The organism is Microcoleus sp. A2-C3, assembly GCF_036706065.1.
Classification (GTDB): Bacteria; Cyanobacteriota; Cyanobacteriia; order Cyanobacteriales; family Microcoleaceae; genus Microcoleus.
This window is the reverse complement of record NZ_JAUBVX010000007.1, coordinates 17,943-33,784: the sequence shown is the minus strand read 5'-3', so window position 1 is coordinate 33,784 and position 15,842 is coordinate 17,943. Positions and strand designations below refer to the sequence as shown.

15 protein-coding genes are annotated in these 15,842 nt (G+C 42.7%); 4 read left to right on the top strand and 11 right to left on the bottom strand.

Going from position 1 to position 15,842, the window contains the following annotated elements; all coding sequences use genetic code 11:
- The first annotated feature begins 20 nt into the window (after window positions 1–20).
- Entirely contained in the window at window positions 21–497 is a 477-nt protein-coding gene (locus QUB66_RS06090; protein WP_265233510.1) for a hypothetical protein, read from the top strand.
- Between the two features lie 17 nt (window positions 498–514).
- Here QUB66_RS06090 and QUB66_RS06085 read toward each other — a convergent pair whose 3' ends face one another.
- The 4 genes from QUB66_RS06085 to petH all read right to left on the bottom strand — a co-directional run bounded on the left by QUB66_RS06085 (window position 515) and on the right by petH (window position 5,111).
- Window positions 515–1,351 (bottom strand): hypothetical protein, encoded by an 837-nt coding sequence (locus QUB66_RS06085; RefSeq protein WP_332971213.1) that lies wholly within the window; start codon window positions 1,349–1,351, stop codon window positions 515–517.
- 267 nt (window positions 1,352–1,618) lie between these two features.
- Window positions 1,619–2,935 carry a homoserine dehydrogenase gene (locus tag QUB66_RS06080; protein WP_332966844.1) on the bottom strand — a complete coding sequence of 439 codons (1,317 nt, stop codon included), beginning with the start codon at window positions 2,933–2,935 and terminating at the stop codon, window positions 1,619–1,621.
- A 129-nt stretch (window positions 2,936–3,064) separates the two neighbouring features.
- Complete coding sequence (locus tag QUB66_RS06075; protein WP_332966845.1) at window positions 3,065–3,757, bottom strand: Uma2 family endonuclease; 693 nt, start codon at window positions 3,755–3,757, stop codon at window positions 3,065–3,067.
- 148 nt (window positions 3,758–3,905) lie between these two features.
- The gene (petH, locus tag QUB66_RS06070; protein ID WP_332966846.1) at window positions 3,906–5,111 is read right to left on the bottom strand and encodes a ferredoxin--NADP reductase; all 1,206 of its coding nucleotides are present in this window, start codon (window positions 5,109–5,111) and stop codon (window positions 3,906–3,908) included.
- A gap of 44 nt (window positions 5,112–5,155) precedes the next feature.
- Between petH and QUB66_RS06065 the strand changes: the two genes are divergently transcribed.
- Window positions 5,156–5,404: a hypothetical protein gene (locus QUB66_RS06065; protein ID WP_332966847.1), complete on the top strand. Its 249-nt coding sequence runs from the start codon at window positions 5,156–5,158 to the stop codon at window positions 5,402–5,404.
- A gap of 623 nt (window positions 5,405–6,027) precedes the next feature.
- Complete coding sequence (locus QUB66_RS06060) at window positions 6,028–7,032, top strand: phosphoribulokinase (RefSeq protein WP_265233516.1); 1,005 nt, start codon at window positions 6,028–6,030, stop codon at window positions 7,030–7,032.
- Window positions 7,033–7,123: 91 nt separating this feature from the next.
- On the opposite strand, the gene QUB66_RS06055 is transcribed toward QUB66_RS06060, so the two are convergent.
- The 4 genes from QUB66_RS06055 to QUB66_RS06040 all read right to left on the bottom strand — a co-directional run bounded on the left by QUB66_RS06055 (window position 7,124) and on the right by QUB66_RS06040 (window position 10,864).
- Window positions 7,124–8,320: an McrC family protein gene (locus QUB66_RS06055; protein ID WP_332966848.1), complete on the bottom strand. Its 1,197-nt coding sequence runs from the start codon at window positions 8,318–8,320 to the stop codon at window positions 7,124–7,126.
- Between the two features lie 56 nt (window positions 8,321–8,376).
- Window positions 8,377–10,038 carry an McrB family protein gene (locus tag QUB66_RS06050; protein ID WP_332966849.1) on the bottom strand — a complete coding sequence of 554 codons (1,662 nt, stop codon included), beginning with the start codon at window positions 10,036–10,038 and terminating at the stop codon, window positions 8,377–8,379.
- Window positions 10,039–10,235: 197 nt separating this feature from the next.
- The gene (locus QUB66_RS06045) at window positions 10,236–10,523 is read right to left on the bottom strand and encodes a type II toxin-antitoxin system VapC family toxin (protein ID WP_332966850.1); all 288 of its coding nucleotides are present in this window, start codon (window positions 10,521–10,523) and stop codon (window positions 10,236–10,238) included.
- A gap of 113 nt (window positions 10,524–10,636) precedes the next feature.
- Window positions 10,637–10,864, bottom strand: coding sequence for a hypothetical protein (locus tag QUB66_RS06040; protein ID WP_332966851.1), 228 nt, complete (start codon window positions 10,862–10,864; stop codon window positions 10,637–10,639).
- 208 nt (window positions 10,865–11,072) lie between these two features.
- On the opposite strand from QUB66_RS06040, the gene QUB66_RS06035 reads away from it, so the two are divergent.
- Complete coding sequence (locus tag QUB66_RS06035; RefSeq protein ID WP_332966852.1) at window positions 11,073–12,725, top strand: FAD-dependent oxidoreductase; 1,653 nt, start codon at window positions 11,073–11,075, stop codon at window positions 12,723–12,725.
- A gap of 126 nt (window positions 12,726–12,851) precedes the next feature.
- Here the strand turns inward: QUB66_RS06035 and QUB66_RS06030 are convergent, their stop codons facing one another.
- The 3 genes from QUB66_RS06030 to QUB66_RS06020 form a co-directional block, all read right to left on the bottom strand.
- On the bottom strand, window positions 12,852–14,915 hold the full coding sequence (locus QUB66_RS06030) for a hypothetical protein (protein ID WP_332966853.1): 2,064 nt from the start codon (window positions 14,913–14,915) through the stop codon (window positions 12,852–12,854).
- Between the two features lie 193 nt (window positions 14,916–15,108).
- On the bottom strand, window positions 15,109–15,483 hold the full coding sequence (locus QUB66_RS06025) for a type II toxin-antitoxin system RelE/ParE family toxin (protein ID WP_332966854.1): 375 nt from the start codon (window positions 15,481–15,483) through the stop codon (window positions 15,109–15,111).
- Window positions 15,476–15,811, bottom strand: coding sequence for a hypothetical protein (locus tag QUB66_RS06020; protein WP_332966855.1), 336 nt, complete (start codon window positions 15,809–15,811; stop codon window positions 15,476–15,478). The genes QUB66_RS06025 and QUB66_RS06020 overlap by 8 nt, the downstream gene beginning before the upstream one ends.
- Window positions 15,812–15,842 lie beyond the last annotated feature (31 nt).

Genomic DNA, 15,842 nt, shown 5'->3' with positions numbered 1-15,842 from the left:
TCCATACCAAATACTTTCCCATGCTGCAAACCTTTTCTCGGACTTTGAATTTATCCCCTGAAGCTTCTGAAGCCATGCTTTCACTCCCATTAAACAGCTTGCTGGAATCACCGGAAATAGATCAACTATTGGGGAGTCTCGATACTGCTTTGCTCAAAGAAACTTTGCCCACTGCTGGAGCTGTTTTAGCCAAAAAGCTCCCGCCTTTTTACGACTGGTTGCAAACAGAACTAGGAATTCAAAATGTCCCGGACAGTCCCGATCATACTACTAAATGGGTAGTGGGTTTTCTGAAAAATCAAGAAAGTTTAACTCGTTTAGTTGAATTGCACAAATCGATTCCCAGCAAAGCATTAGAAAGATCGATCCCTCGCTTAGTTAGCGCTTTTGATGAGGTTGAACCCGCCGCTGTTAAGGAAGAGTGGGAAAAAGCGATCGCAGCCCTTTGTCTGGTACTCGCCGTCGCAGCGCGGGAAAATCAGCCCTCTGCTACCTGAAGCAATTTGGTCTGAATTTAAACAAAGCGACTTTTTCGGAAAATTTGCAATTGAGCGCGATCGATCTGAACGACTACTGGCTTTTTCTTGTTGAGGACGATCGCATTATGCCGATTTAACAACAGCCACTGAGCCAATATTACGATCAGGACTCGTTTTTTGCGAAACTTGCGTTCAAAATGAGCCCTTCGGACGATCGCCTCTTCTAGCTTATAACAACAGTTTTCCCCTTTCTGGGAAATCACAAAAATTGTTCCCGGTATGTAATCGCCTTCATTTGCCCAAAAAGCATATCTTTCGCCTAAACTAAAGTAGTGAAAAACATTGTTAGCGGTGGAAGTTTGAGCTAACTTTTCCGAAACACCCACAGAATTAAAACTTACAGTAGAACGCAGATAATTAGGGTATTTTGCTGCAATTTGCTGAGCAACTTTGCCGCCCAAACTTTCTCCGATGACATCCGGCGGCTTTCCGTTGTGAAATTGCTGCTTTATCCAATCAACCGCGCCCGCAGTTTCCGCCGCTTTTAACTGGCGTTCTACTTTAGCCATAAATACATCAGGCGTATCTTCCAAAACGCGCTCAAAAGGATACCAAGAACCGTAGCCGCGAATCACGAGCACGGGCGGATTGTTCCCAGAAACGGGAAAACGACTTTCAGCATAAAAACCAGTACCAGAGTCTTCAAAGACTTTTTCTATGGTATAATTTCCATCAACAACTTGCCCAGATTCGTGCCGAATGTAAATTGACGGATTGCTGGGCTTGAAAGTATCGTGTAGTTGGGGTTTGGCAAACTTTTCGTAGATAGAATCTAGCAAGTGCCTTCCTGTAGGGCGATCGACAAAATCCAATTGTATTGATCCATACTAAATTAAAAACAATCTAAAAAGGTTCGTAGTCAGGACTTTAGTCCTTTCTTTGATGCGGACTAAAGTCCTCACTACGAGCCTCAATTGCGCGCTCAAAAAGGTTCGTAGTCAGGACTTTAGTCCTTTCTTGGATGCGGACTAAAGTCCTCACTACGAACCTCAATTGCGCGCTCAAAAAGGTTGGTAGTGAGGACTTTAGTCCTTTCTTTGATGCGGACTAAAGTCCTCACTACGAACCTTGTGGAATGCTTACAAAACTCGCAAAGTGCTCGCAATACTATCGACAGCTTCCATCGCTCGAATTTCAGCCAGCGCTTGCTGAAAATTACCTTCCTTCACATCGTGAGTCACCACCACAATTTCTGCTAAATTGCCGTGAATTCCAGTTTGCACAATGGACTCCAAACTAACTTGATGGTGGCCAAAACAAGTCCCTAGTTTACCAATTACCCCCGGATTGTCGCGCGTCAGAAAACGGGCGTAATACCGAGTCACAAGTTCCTGCATTTCAGCAATTTTGCAGTAGTGTTGGTGAGTGCAACTCAGCAAAGGATGGGGAATCGGCACAGTTTCGGTTTTCAGGATTGCCGCCACATTCAAAATATCCGATACCACCGCGCTAGCTGTCGGCCCCGCCCCCGCACCGCGCCCGTACAGCATCAATTGCCCGATCGCATCTCCCTCGATTAAAATTGCATTGTAAACACCGTTGACACTCGCCAGCGGATGAGTCTTCGCCACCAAAGTAGGATGCACTCGAATCGAGAGGAGTTCCGCTTCTTCATCCCCATTTTGCTTGGAACTTGGGGATTTTTCCTCAGCAATAGCCAACAACTTAATCACAAATCCTAGCTTATCGGCATAGTCAATATCCGCCGCACTAACTTTTCTGATACCTTCGCAGTGAACATCGGCTAATTTGATGCGTCCGCCAAAAGCTAGCGAGGCTAAAATAGCAATTTTATCAGCCGCATCTAATCCATCCACATCTGCTGTGGGGTCAGCTTCAGCATAACCTAATTGCTGAGCGTCCGCGAGCACTTCGGCAAAGTCTGCACCTTCTGTCTGCATCCGCGTCAGGATGTAGTTAGTTGTGCCGTTAACGATGCCCGTCACACTTTTGATGCGGTTTGCACCTAAAGATTGTTTGAGGGTTTGAATGACCGGAATGCCACCGCCTACAGCAGCTTCTAACATCACGTAAACGCCTTTTTCGTTAGCAGCGTCGAAGATTTCACTACCGTAGCGGGCGATAACTGCTTTGTTGGCGGTGACTACGTGCTTCCCGTTGGCGATCGCTTGCAGAATGAGCGATCGCGCCGGTTCCAATCCGCCAATCAGTTCTACTACAATATCAATTTCTGGGTCAGTGGCGATCGCCTCTAGGTCAGTTGTCAGCACATTTTCTGGCAATTGTAAAGACCGAGTTCGAGAAATATCGCGCACTCCCACCCGATAGATTTCCAATTCCTGCAACAGCGAATGGCGATCGTCTGGGGAAAGCAAAATCTCTGCTGTTCCCGCGCCAACTGTACCCAAACCTAGCAAACCAATTTTGAAAGCCACGACTTTGACCCGTTGAAACTCTAATCTACAATCATTGTATGATAATAAAGCAATTTGTCATTTAACTAAACTCAATATACAGATCCCCGACTTCTTTAAGAAGTCGGGGATCTAACTTGGTATGACAATTCAAACTTCTGTATCGATATCTACCCCCATTTCTCGGAGTCGTTGGGCTAGTCTTTCGACTTGCTGTTCTAGCTGCTGTCGCTGCGCTTCTTCTTCTCGAATTAAATCTTCTACTAGGGGCGGATATAGCACTTGATTCACCGATAAAATAAATTCAGCGAACTGTACAGACTGAACTTGCTGTCCCGGCAAAAATTCCTGATGAGAATAACTGCCTTCATTTTCGGGGCGGCTGCATACTCGTATTTTCAGTAGATTGGGGTCTACAATCCAATATTCGAGAATATCAATTAAGTCATATTCTGCCCGTTTACGGATATAGTCGTTCCGCCAATTTTGACTGGTAACTTCGATAACTAACAGCGGTTTTTCTTCAAAATCTAGCACAGCCGCACCTGGTTGCGCGCAGACTTGTTCCCACAGACTCCGAGTGCAAATCACAACATCAGGAACGCGCGAAGAGTTTTCCTCGGTTCGGACTGCGGTAGTGACAACTGCAACTAGCGGTAGGTTATGTGCTGCAAAGAAGCGTCGGAACTGGTAAACCAAAAATTCACAGATTTTGATATGTATAGCTGTGGGTGTTGGCATTTCAATCAAATTACCCCGATATAATTCATAACAAACACCTGATTCTCCCTGATAGTTCAGATATTCTTCAAAGGTGAGTTTTTGGGTAGAAATTAGTACCATATCAGTCATCTCCCTTTTTCGGTGAGCTTACTGTATATTTTACACTTGCCTTGATTGAACAAGCCACTCAAAACTCAAAATTGTTTCAAAAAATATAGGGCAAGCCGAAGCCCGCCCTACAATTCAACAAATTAAATCAAGCTACACATTAATAAGTTTCAACGTGCCAGCGATGCTGTTTTTTCAACTGTTTTTGATAGCTTGTCCAGTCAACGTCGTGCTTGCTAGATGCAGCAGACATTCCCTCGTCAATTCCGCCTTCCATTCCCTTCAAACCACAGATGTAAGTGTGAGTTTTCGGCTTTTGAACCAATTCCCACAATTCGTCTGCGTTCTCCTTAATCCGGCTTTGAATGTACATCTTGCCGCCGTCAGCAGTTTTTTGCTCGCGGCTGATGGCATAAGTCAAGCGGAAATTATCGGGGAACTCGCGCTGCAATTCTTCCAACTCTTCCTTATAAAGAATGTTGGGAGTGTAAGCAACTCCAAAGAACAGCCAAGCTAAACCTTTGAATTTGTACTCTGGATTGTTTTCTTTAAACATCCGCCACAAATAAGCGCGGAAAGGAGCAATACCCGTACCGGTAGCCATCATAATTACGGTGGCATCTTCGTCTTCGGGCAAGAGCATTTCCTTGCCTACTGGGCCGGTGATTTTGACATCAGCCCCTGGTTCCAAACCGGTGAGAAAAGTCGAACAAACGCCCAACACTTGTTCGCCTGTTTCTGGGTGTTTGTACTCTAGCCGGCGGACGCACAGGGAGACTGTTTTGTCGTCGAGGTTGTCGCCGTGACGGGTAGAGGCGATCGAGTAAAGCCGAATTTTGTGAGGTTTGCCGTTTTTATCCGTCCCATCGGGAATAATCCCGATACTTTGACCTTCGAGATAGTGCAATTTGCCACCAGAAATGTCGAAGGTGACGTGGCGGACTGTGCCTTCGCCGCCTTCTCTGACCATTTCTTCTGTAGAAATGCACTTACCAATATAGGGATTGGCTGGCTTGTAGAGGTTAACAGGAACCTGAACTTTTTCCTTGGCTTGAGTCATGGGCTTAGCTTTTTCTCCAGATTTCTGACTCTGTAGCCCTGCTTCTGGTGCAACTTTGCTATGAGTTTCGGGAGCGCCGTTTGATGGGCGGATGCTGACGATTTTGCCACCCATGCGAGCAATTCTCCGCATTTCCTGATTCATGCGATCGTAGGGCACGGAGATAAACACGCTACCGCTACGGCGAATTGGGTGATTTGTTTCGTCAGTTGCTTTGCTCTGACGCATACCCTCGACTTCGTAAACAAAGATGCGGCTGCCTGATTCTGAGTTGGCAGCTACACCAGAGATGCTTGGGCTGTACATTTGTTGCTTGTCCTTCACGATACAGAGTTATAAAGATAGAGAATGTGACGTTAGACTCAATTTACTTTTTTCTTAAGGCCATCTGGACTAATTGGCCGCGCCAATCTTTGGGCTTCGCCGTTGCGGGCGGGCGTGTCAATTTTTGGTCGATCGCGCCTCCAGTTCCCAATCAGCCGAACATCACGCCGGCTATCGAGTCCGGCTGCGTTCAGGTGTTGACCTATAGCTATTGTTGTCTGCGTACTGCCAATATTTTACCCGATCGCGGGATCTGCCCCGATCGCTCCTTCTGATTTGGAGATTCGGCAGAGGCCGATCCGGCGATCGGGAGAGGATTTCACTTATCAAAGGGAATACGGCATGGAAATATAAAACTTAATAATAATGAAGTAAAACTTAAAGCACGATTTGATTAAATGACGTTGAGCTTGTAGTGGGCGGACGCATTCTGGTAAGATTAATCACTAAAGTTAGCATTAATAGCCAAAAAATTGGGGTACGATCCCATCCTATAAGGCAGGCGAGCGGGCAAGCCCGATCGGACGGGAATCGTGATGGAACTATATATTGTTGATTCGCCAGATGTAAAAATCCCGTCTCAACTCCATAGTCCAAAAAATCTCAAATAGGTTGAGGCATCAACCTAGAGGCCAGGCAAGATCGGACAAGCTGTGCTTGCCAGAAGCTGTTTGAATCCACAATCCCCATGCCTTGAGGGTTGGGGAGTATGTCAATTGCCTTGAAGATTGCTTGGGTCTTCCCTCGCAGGCAGTCAACTGACTCCTGTATGCTGGTGAGTGCTCGATCCGATCGGGGTAGCAACAAAATCGCACAAAGCTGGCACGCTACCTGCGGCCTTAAATTTTGTGGAATCTAGACTTGAGTTAGTAAACAGTGATTTTTTTAGAGGGAAAGTATGACAAGTAAGCCGGATCGCGTGGTTTTAATTGGCGTAGCCGGAGACTCCGGGTGCGGAAAATCTACTTTTTTGCGCCGATTGACAGATTTGTTCGGGGAAGATTTCGTTACTGTAATCTGCCTCGATGACTATCATTGTCTCGATCGCAAGCAGCGCAAGGAAACAGGGATTACCGCCCTAGACCCCAGAGCTAACAATTTTGACCTGATGGCCGAGCAAATGAAGGCGCTCAAAGAAGGCAAGGCGATCGACAAACCGATTTACAACCACGAAACCGGTCTGCTCGATCCTCCTGAGCGGGTAGAGCCGAATCACATCATCGTGATTGAGGGGCTGCACCCCCTTTACGACGAGCGAGTGAGAAATCTCATCGACTTCAGCGTCTACCTCGACATCAGCGACGAAGTTAAAATTGCTTGGAAAATCCAGCGCGACATGGCGGAACGGGGCCACCGTTACGAAGACGTGCTGTTTGCGATCAACGCTCGCAAACCAGATTTCACCGCTTACATCGACCCCCAAAAGCAATATGCTGATGTGGTAATTCAAGTATTGCCCACCAACTTGATTAAAGATGACAAAGAACGGAAAGTTCTGCGCGTCCAAATGATCCAACGCGAAGGAGTTGCCAATTTTGAGCCTGCGTATTTGTTTGACGAAGGTTCAACAATTAACTGGGTTCCTTGCGGTCGCAAACTGACTTGTTCCTATCCCGGAATTAAGATGTACTACGGCCCAGACGCTTTCTACGGCCACGAAGTCTCGATTTTGGAAGTAGACGGTCAGTTCGAGAATCTCGAAGAAGTTATTTACATCGAAAGCCATTTGAGCAAGACTTCTGCGAAGTACGAAGGCGAGTTAACTCACCTGTTGCTCCAGCACCGTGAATATCCTGGTTCTAACAATGGAACAGGTTTGTTCCAAGTGTTAGTGGGATTGAAGATGCGGGCGACTTACGAGAAGTTGACTGCGAAGGAATCGAAAGTGGCTGTTAGTGTTTAAAACGCAGACATGAAAGATTTGGGAGGCGCAATTGCGCCTCTTTTTTTGTGGAAAAATGAACCGCAGAGGGCCCAGAGGGCGCAGAGTAGAGTTATGGGAGGGTGTTTGGAAGTAGAGAGGTTAAGAAGGTTTTTCCGGCTTGATTGAGGTCGCTATCTAGGGAAAAAGTTAGACGGCGAACTCGGATATCGCCATGTTTTATGTCTAGTTGCTCTGTGAGGTCTTGCGGGTAAACGAGAATTGCATTTTGGCACTTTAACCCATTGGCGTAAGCAACTATTTGATGAATGTCCTTATTGGCTACTTTATCGGGAGCTTTGTATTTTGTATCGAGGACGTATTGGACTTTTTTTGTTTCACTATCGCGTATAATTAAGTCAATCTTATCGAAATAATTTGTGTCATGTTCAACTCGGTGTTGTGGTTCTACCTCAAAGCCTTTTGGTGTATTTGCCTTGAGCCATTCAGCGACAAATTGTTCATATAAACTAGCCATATTTATCAAAAAAGGGAGCATTTCGCGATCGCCAGTTTCGTGACTCGGCCCTGTGTTATCTAAAAAAAATCGACATAAGGCGTGTAAAAGTTGATAATCTTCATTCAAACGGTGATAATTTCTATCAATACAAGCTTCTGATTTAAAAGGTTGTAATGTAACAAATCCTTGGAGTGCGTGAAAGGCTTTTCGCACAGTGGAGGAAACAGATTCACCGCACAAACCGCTGCGGCCAATGATGAAGAGTGTCCAAGCGAGTATTTGATTGTCTTCGATGTCGCCTGTTTGTTCGGTATAGTGGCACTTTAGTTTAACATCCCAAGGTTTTTGCAGGGCTGACCGCAAATCGACGCGGCCGCGAATGTAGGCAAGTCTTTCGGTTTTGGATAAGTAATCGCGATATAATCCTTTGCGACAGCGTTCTAGAATTTTTTGGGCAAGAATGTTAGCTAATCGTTCATAGACTTGTCCTAAAGATTCGCACTCAATCTGTCCCTTCGGAAAATTGATATTAAGTTTGTAGGCATAGTCAAGCATTCCGAATAAGTTTGTTATCGGAACTTTTGGGCGGATAAAAATGTGAAAATCTGGAGTGATGGGAATGTTGCCAACTCTGCCTTTAGATTTTAAGTGCCATTTATCTTGTGTTTTAGGGTTGGGAAATTCTATCTCGATTTCCTTGTCATAATTATGGTGTATTTTTTTTCCTACTGATTCGGGGATTAAGTCTCGATCTAAAATTCGTAATTCATATTCTCTCAGTCCGATGATTTGGGGAGATCCTGGTTTCATAATTTTGGTGGATGTAGTAACGCCACCGTATCGGCGTTAATGACGGCGTTAGATTGTCAATAGCCCAATTTTTTCTTGATTTTATCCCAGAGAAAGTCATTCATTTTTGCCTGGTTATCAAAGAAGTATTCTTCAAGGTATGGCTCGATTTCCATTTGCCAAATATCTTGGATATCTTCAGCTAAGGTTTTTGTCAAAAAGAAGGAGATACCGAGTTCATAATGTTTGTTGTTAATTGTCCGATTGATATTTTCGAGAATACCAATTAATTGATCAACTAGAAAACCTGTTTGCTCTCTATGATGATAGTTTTGCAGCAGTTCATAGTTAGGAGAAAGAGAGATGAATGCGAAGCGGCGACGGAGGGCGTTATCGACTAGGGCAATAGAACGGTCTGCGGTGTTCATTGTGCCGATGATGCGGACATTTGTAGGGATTCTAAACTGTTTACCGCTGGCTAGTGTAATAAAGCGCTCTGTGTCGGGTCGGTCATCTAGGAGGTACATTAACTCGCCAAAGACTTGAGATAAATTTGCACGGTTAATTTCATCAATGATGAGAACACAAATATCTTCACAGGCTTCGGCTTTTTCGCAAAATTCTAGGAATCTACCGGGAACTATTGGATAAGTTAATTGCCCGTCTTGACTTTGGGGGCGGATGCCTTGAATAAAGTCTTCATAAGTATAAGCTGGATGAAATTGGATCGTGTCTGAGAAACCGTCACCCCCGCCGATTAAGTGTTGGGCGAGTTTTTGGGCAAGGAAGGTTTTTCCGGTTCCGGGCGGGCCTTGGATGATGGTTTGGCCTTTGCGGTTAATGGTGTGTATCCATTGGGTTAGTTGGGTTGTTTGAAAACCAGTAGTTTCGGAAATTTCTTCTAGTTGATACACTGGATTAAATTCCTTTTCATATACTGACAAATATTCACTGAGAATAATTGGAGTAAAATAATTATTGTCATCGTAAAAATTGAAAATCAAAAACAATGGAAATAGTTTTTTAAATGTTTGTCCTATTTTCCTAATTAAGCCATTAGCAGAATATCCTAATATTTTTTGTGATTCAAGTGAGATTTGAACCTGAATTTTAGTAAGTTCTATGTTAACTTCACCTGGTAGAATACCAGGTGACTCAGTGAAAATGTTTTCTAATAGTTCATAAACATTTTTTGCGGGCTCCATTCTGGAATCAAAATCCCAGTTAGTGAATTTAAAATCAGTTGCTTTCTGAGTCAAACAGAAGCTATAATTTTTTGGAAGTTGAGAACGTTTAAAGAGTTCGATCATATCATCATCTATATAAGGCAGTAGGCGAAATTCTTTTACTGCCTCAAAATCGTTACTTTCTGAAGAAAAACCAAAAGTTAATTTCTGGTTTTCAAGATTCAGCATTAACTGAGCACGACTTATACAATGCACAGTAGAAATGATATCTTTTAAATCAAAAATTATACTGTAGGCTGTCGATTCCAAATTACCTATTTCATTAATAGAGCCAAACCCCTTACGTTTGACATTTATATATTCTTTAATAAAATCAGGCAACTGCTCTTCTACCTGGCTGGAAATATACTTTAATGGCTCTTCTACATATTTTAAAAATTTTTTTTTGTGTGCTATGTAAAAATCTGAGTTGGGATTTTCATAAAATTGTGCCAATAAGTTAAATGTCTCTACTGAAAAAGGACATTCAGGATGTACAAAAACTTTTTCCATTTTTTCTGTAGGTTTAAGGTGACTCAATTGTTGTGATTAACTTATTGTAACAGATCGCCCTTCCCGACACCAGACATCTGAGAGGCGATCGCACTCCCCATCCTTACCCTCATCAATAGCCCTCCCAAACCAGTAACACTGGCAAAACCTCTAACAACAGTTGCCGGAAAATTTAAACTTGCGCCGAGTGCTCAGATTTACCAAATTGTGTCTATACTAGATAATTGAATCCGACGATCGCGACTAATAACGGGTACATTAAGATACAAAGCAGTAGCAGCAATAATGCGATCGGGTAAATCGGGAATTTGCGATCGGTCAACTTGCCTTAAAGTCAAAGCTATATTGCGATCGAAAGGAATTTCAACCAATAAGGCATCATCGCTCTCAACTTCTCTCAATAATAGATCGAGAGTAGTTGAATTAATCCGCCCTCTCTCGCTCAGATAGACAATTTCTGCTAAGGTAATTGATGAAAAAGCCACCTGATTTCCCTCGGCAGCTATCTGTTATATTGTCCTTCTAGCAGTCACCGAGAGTCGCGAATCTGCAAAGATATACCAGATCACAGCATGAGTATCAGCTACAGCACCCAGCATTAGAAATCCTCCCTTGGGAAATTCCCCCATTCTTCGCTGCGAGCTTCATCTATATCAGCGGCAGAAGGTGCAATTCCCAAGTCAGCACATAAACCCCACAATGATTTGCGGGGAGCGGGCCGAACAACTAATTCTCGTTCTATTTCAGGAACTATCCACTTAATCAATCGTAACTTTTCGGCTAGAGACAAGTGCTTGACAAGATTTAAAACCGCCTCAAAAGTCATGTTTTTTATGTTTCAATTTGTGATTGATGTAATTGTAGCATTTTGGCTGCTAAGGACAGCATCACCAGGTTTGGGTTAAGAAGATTCGTTTACCACGGTTCCCGGAAAAGTTAAAAGTGTGTCGAAACTATCTAAACGTGCTATATTCAACTGCGTCAACCCTGAACAGCGCTTTCAGGTAATGCAAAATTATCAACGAGTCAACTAAATGCCCTCTACTTTCAAGAAATTAGCTTCGATCGCAATCTTCTTCGTAGCAGTCAAAATTTTAGTTGACTCTGGACACTTCCAAAAAGCTGCCAACGACATCACACACAGAAACCCAGCCAGCGCCACATCAGACACCGAAACTTTGCGACACAAATCCAGCAGCCCCACCGCCGCTTCGCCTCAAACATCAGCAGATAGAAAGTTTGATGTAGTAGTGTATGGCGATGAAGTACCGGGAATATGTGCGGCGATATGGGCTAAGAAAACTTTAGGTGAAAAAGGCAAAGTTGCGATCGTGCGATCGAACTACGCAACAGCTCTTTTGGGCGGCGTACTCACCCGCGGCGGTTTAGGTTACGTTGATTTAGATAAAATCCCCGATTGGTACCGCCAACCCTACGCCCAATGTTTCCGCGAATTCTTAGATAAAGCGAATGTTCCTGAATCTTGCTTAGAACCAAAAACCGCTGACAAAGCTCTTAGAGAGATGCTTTCGGAAGCCGGAGTTAAAGTTATTTCCAACTCAACTCTGACTCCTCATGTAGTAAATCAAAAAATACAATATGCCGAAGTCAACAATAGTAAAACAAAAATTGAAGCTAATTCTTTTATTGATGTAACTCAAGACGCAGAACTTGCCAGAAAAGCCGGATTATCTTATTATACAGGATATGAATCGCAAAACATAAAATCGAAAAATGAATCCTTAGCTATATCTGTAGTTCCGACAATTACCGGGCTAACGATCGCCGATTTACGCAAAATAGAAGATAAGATTCTCTACGACACTCCTTTAGTAGAAAAGATTAAAACTAGCATTAGCAAATATAAAGATCCTGCCAGTACAGAATTCTGGATGAGGAACTTTGACAGTACGATTTATCAGGCCTATACAGACGGATATAATATCAGAAGTGTAGCCATCGGAGCCGCCTATCACGTAGATAGAAATCTCCCCTTCACTCAAGAAAAAGGATTCTTCTTTGACAAAGCCAATATTTGCGTTTATAAAAATAATTCGATGTCGTGGAACGGGTTTCTGTTTAAATACAAAGTTGACGAATTGATGAAGATGGAAGCTAACGGCAGAAAACCGACTCCTGAAATGGTTAAAGAAATGTCATACCTGCAAGAATGGCTGCAAAAAAAGTCGGGTAAAGATGTGAGACTATTTATCCCGGATGAGATTTATATCAGACAAACTTTGAATGTGCGCGATGTGGTAGCGCCGCTGACGGGGAAGGAGATTATCCAAGGGGGAACTATACCAGAAAAGTCGATCGGCAGTTTTTCCTATGATTTCGACTTGCGGGGCGGAGTCAAGGATTTGGATTCGAGAATTCCGCCGCTGCCGGTGTATAATTTCGGGATAGAGAGCGCTTTGGCGAGTAAAGTGAATAATTTAGCTATTGTAGGGCGATCGTCCGGTTATGTCGGTATGGCGGTATCAGTCGGGCGAATTGCGACAGTGAATATTTATCAAGGACAAGGTGTGGGCGTGGCGGCTGGTTTGGCTAGCAAGTTGGGTGTACCGTTGAATACAATTACTTCGAGTAAAACGAGACAAACTTTGGAGACTTTGACGGGGAAAACTACGTATTTGTCGGGGAGAGATACGAGTTACGGAGTGGATTACAAGGAAGTCAAATAATATTGGTAAACAGTCGTAAAGGCCGTTAAGATGCCTTAAAAATCCGCATTCTTCAAGACTTCGGAAGTTTTAAAAAATTAGATATCACCAATGTTAAATCCCACCTACAAACTACAAATTTTTGTTTTAGAATTTCTTAAGATAAGCTTTAGCCCAAGCGTATCGTGAGGGGTCTTTTTTCAGTAGAAATTCTACCACTTCCCGGCGCTTATTCTCATTCTTAGCATTCCTAACCACTCGCTTGATTTCCGAATCCATATCTCTGGGGTTAGCGCCACGTTTGATTGCCTCATTAAACCAAGAATCTCCCTCTAAATATTGACCACGCTCATAACAAATTGCTCCCATCAAAGTGTAAGGGTGATGGCTATCAGGTTGGTACTCAATCGCTCCTCTCGCACAGTTTTCGGCTTTATTCAACTGCTGAATATCTCGATAAGCTCCACCTCTAGTTGTCAACAATGCCGACTTGAGCTTTTTATCTTTTACCCTATCCCAATCCAGATCATCTGTTAGTTTTAATGCTGTTTGAGCCTCGTCAGCTTTGCGCCAATGACTGCTAGCACTTGGCAAGTTCCATTCGTTTTTGGTTCTCTGAAACTCCTGCTCATAAAAAATTGCTTCAATTCTATGATACTCAATGGTAATCTTTTCGTTAGGGTAGAAAAGTTTATTTTCTGTCAGCCAAGCAACATCTGTTGCTTCCAGTCGCTCTTGTTTATCGAGCTTTTGCAAGATTAAGTATAAATTGCTAGAGGGAGAATTGTCCTTATAGTCGGAAACATTATACTTCACCTTCAAAGAAATAAAGTGTTCCTTTAATTCCCGCTCTTTGGTCACTTCAATAACCTGATGTAAGCTATGCTTTGAAAGCCAGTTAAATTCTGCATTACTTGGCTGTTTACCTGAATCAATTCTCTTCAATATTTGATACAGTGGACTAGAGAGAGAGGAATCCTCATATTGGGTTGCTTGATACTTAGATTTCAGAGCAGCAAAGTTTTTTTGCTCCTGAATTTTTTCGGCAATGGTAATTGTATCGGTAAGTCCCTGCTTTTTCAGCCAGTGTATATCTACCTGAACCAGCTTCTGCTTTGATTCAAGCTTTTGCAGGATTTTATATAGCTTGTTAGATGTTGATAAATCCTGGTGTTTGCTTGCTTTGTACTTATCTTTCAATTGAGATAGTTCATTGATCTGCAAAGACTCTCGCTCTTGAAAGATGGCAAAAGTTTCTAAAAATTGGTGCTTTTTAAGCCATTGACCATCTTGAGGGTTTAGGCGTTTCCCAGTCTCTAGTTGCTTCACTATTGTATAGTGTTTCTCTGCTTTTATTTTTTCTTTGGCTTCTTGTTCACGAGCAATCCTTTTTGCTTCAGCTTCTTGTTCACGAGCAATCCTTTCTGCTTCAGTTTTTTGTTCACGAGCAATCCTTTCTACTTCAGCTTTTTGTTCACGAGCAATCCTTTCTGACTCTCGTTTTTGATAAATTTCTAGTGTATCAAATAATTGGTTATTCTTCAGCCATTCCATTTCTGAGGCAACTAGCTGCTCATGCCTATCCAGCTTTAGGAGAATGGGATATAGACGACTAAACGAATGAGAATCCTTATATTTTGTAGCTTTGTAATTTAACTTAAGTTGCAAAAAATGGGATGCTTTTATTTTTTCTTCCGTTGCTTCTTTTATTTCTTCTATTTCTTGTTGACGAGCAAATTTTTGTAACTGTTGTTTCTGGTATATTTCTAGCGTTGGTATCAAATTTTCACTCTTTAGCCAGTTGACTTCAGACTCAGACAATGTTCTCAGGCATTCAACTTTTTTGAAAATTTGCAATTGCTTCTTATTTTTCTCCTCCTTTTTTTTCTCCTCTTCTTTGCGGATAAATTCGATTGTATCAAACAGGTGTTCTTTTGTGAGCCAGTCAATATCCACTTGACTTAGCTCACCGCCTAATTCAACTTTATTTAAAATTTGATAAAGAGGATTGGATGATGAAGAATCCTGTGTTTGGATCGTTGAAAATCCAGAATTTGCCAGCATATTCTTTTCTTGTACACACAGTTTTGTTCCTCGATCTCGTCTGTTCAAGATGCCCATCATAGATATACAATACTGAGGCTTAATCACTTGATATTTAAGTTTGAGAATATCAAAGGAAAGTCCAGAAGCTTGAAAGCTGTTATTCATGGTGCTGCTTAATTATTACAAGTTGTTTTACCAGTAGGATTAATGAAAAAAAACGGTCGATCTGCCAAATCGTGGCTTTCTCCGAGAGAGGGCGGGTTTTGGATTAGGGAGTTCTGTCAAATAAGATATTAAGAGGATTTTACCACTGAAGATATCGAAACCTCATCTTCTACGGCGCAAGATTCCCCAACTCTTAAATATCCTCTCGCTCTTCGCTCTGCTGCTGCTCGTATTCTGTAATAATGTTCTGAATATCCTCTGCTGCAATATCGACTTGTTCGGATTTGGTGTAAACGGTCAGCAAAATGATTCCCGTTGCTGTTTGGACGTAGTAAATTAAACGATATCCACCACTTTTACCTTTTTGAGTGTCGCTATTTCGGACTCTTAACTTGAAGACGGCATAACCCACTCCAGCAATTCGATCTCCTGGCAGATCTCCCCGTGTGAGTTGTTCGATAACGGGTTGAATATCATTGCGTATGCTGCGGTATTTTTTGGCAAGAGTGCGTAAATTGCGATTGAAGGTTGGTGAAACTATAACTTGAATTAAGGGCAAGTCAGTCATTTTCAATTCCTTCCCACATTTGAGCAACCGAAATGGTTTGCCCAGTCATGGCTTCGTGCCAAGCTTGCCGAAAATCTTGTAGAAGCGCTGCTTTAGATTGGCCCTCTCCGTCAATTTCTGAGGGTTCTGAAATACTAAAAGAATTAGCAGCAGGCATCTCTTGGATTTCTGCTGAGAAAACCTCTGCCAGATTATTTTGCGAAATGATTACCCCTTGACGTTGCTTTTGGCTTAGAAACTCTATAAAACTCGCAACCAATGCCAGATGTTCTGGAGAGAGTAGATCAAGCCATCGATCGATTTGATGTCGAAGTGCTGCTACATTCATAATGCCATCAAACCTTTTAATTTTACCTTCA

Excerpts from the sequence above, each read along its gene's own strand:
- QUB66_RS06090 (WP_265233510.1), top strand. The coding sequence starts at position 21 with ATGCTGCAAACCTTTTCTCGGACTTTGAATTTATCCCCTGAAGCTTCT.
- QUB66_RS06075 (WP_332966845.1), bottom strand. The coding sequence starts at position 3,757 with ATGGTACTAATTTCTACCCAAAAACTCACCTTTGAAGAATATCTGAAC.
- petH (WP_332966846.1), bottom strand. The coding sequence starts at position 5,111 with ATGTACAGCCCAAGCATCTCTGGTGTAGCTGCCAACTCAGAATCAGGC.
- QUB66_RS06060 (WP_265233516.1), top strand. The coding sequence starts at position 6,028 with ATGACAAGTAAGCCGGATCGCGTGGTTTTAATTGGCGTAGCCGGAGAC.
- QUB66_RS06055 (WP_332966848.1), bottom strand. The coding sequence starts at position 8,320 with ATGAAACCAGGATCTCCCCAAATCATCGGACTGAGAGAATATGAATTA.
- QUB66_RS06050 (WP_332966849.1), bottom strand. The coding sequence starts at position 10,038 with ATGGAAAAAGTTTTTGTACATCCTGAATGTCCTTTTTCAGTAGAGACA.
- QUB66_RS06040 (WP_332966851.1), bottom strand. The coding sequence starts at position 10,864 with ATGACTTTTGAGGCGGTTTTAAATCTTGTCAAGCACTTGTCTCTAGCC.
- QUB66_RS06035 (WP_332966852.1), top strand. The coding sequence starts at position 11,073 with ATGCCCTCTACTTTCAAGAAATTAGCTTCGATCGCAATCTTCTTCGTA.
- QUB66_RS06030 (WP_332966853.1), bottom strand. The coding sequence starts at position 14,915 with ATGAATAACAGCTTTCAAGCTTCTGGACTTTCCTTTGATATTCTCAAA.
- QUB66_RS06025 (WP_332966854.1), bottom strand. The coding sequence starts at position 15,483 with ATGACTGACTTGCCCTTAATTCAAGTTATAGTTTCACCAACCTTCAAT.
- QUB66_RS06020 (WP_332966855.1), bottom strand. The coding sequence starts at position 15,811 with ATGAATGTAGCAGCACTTCGACATCAAATCGATCGATGGCTTGATCTA.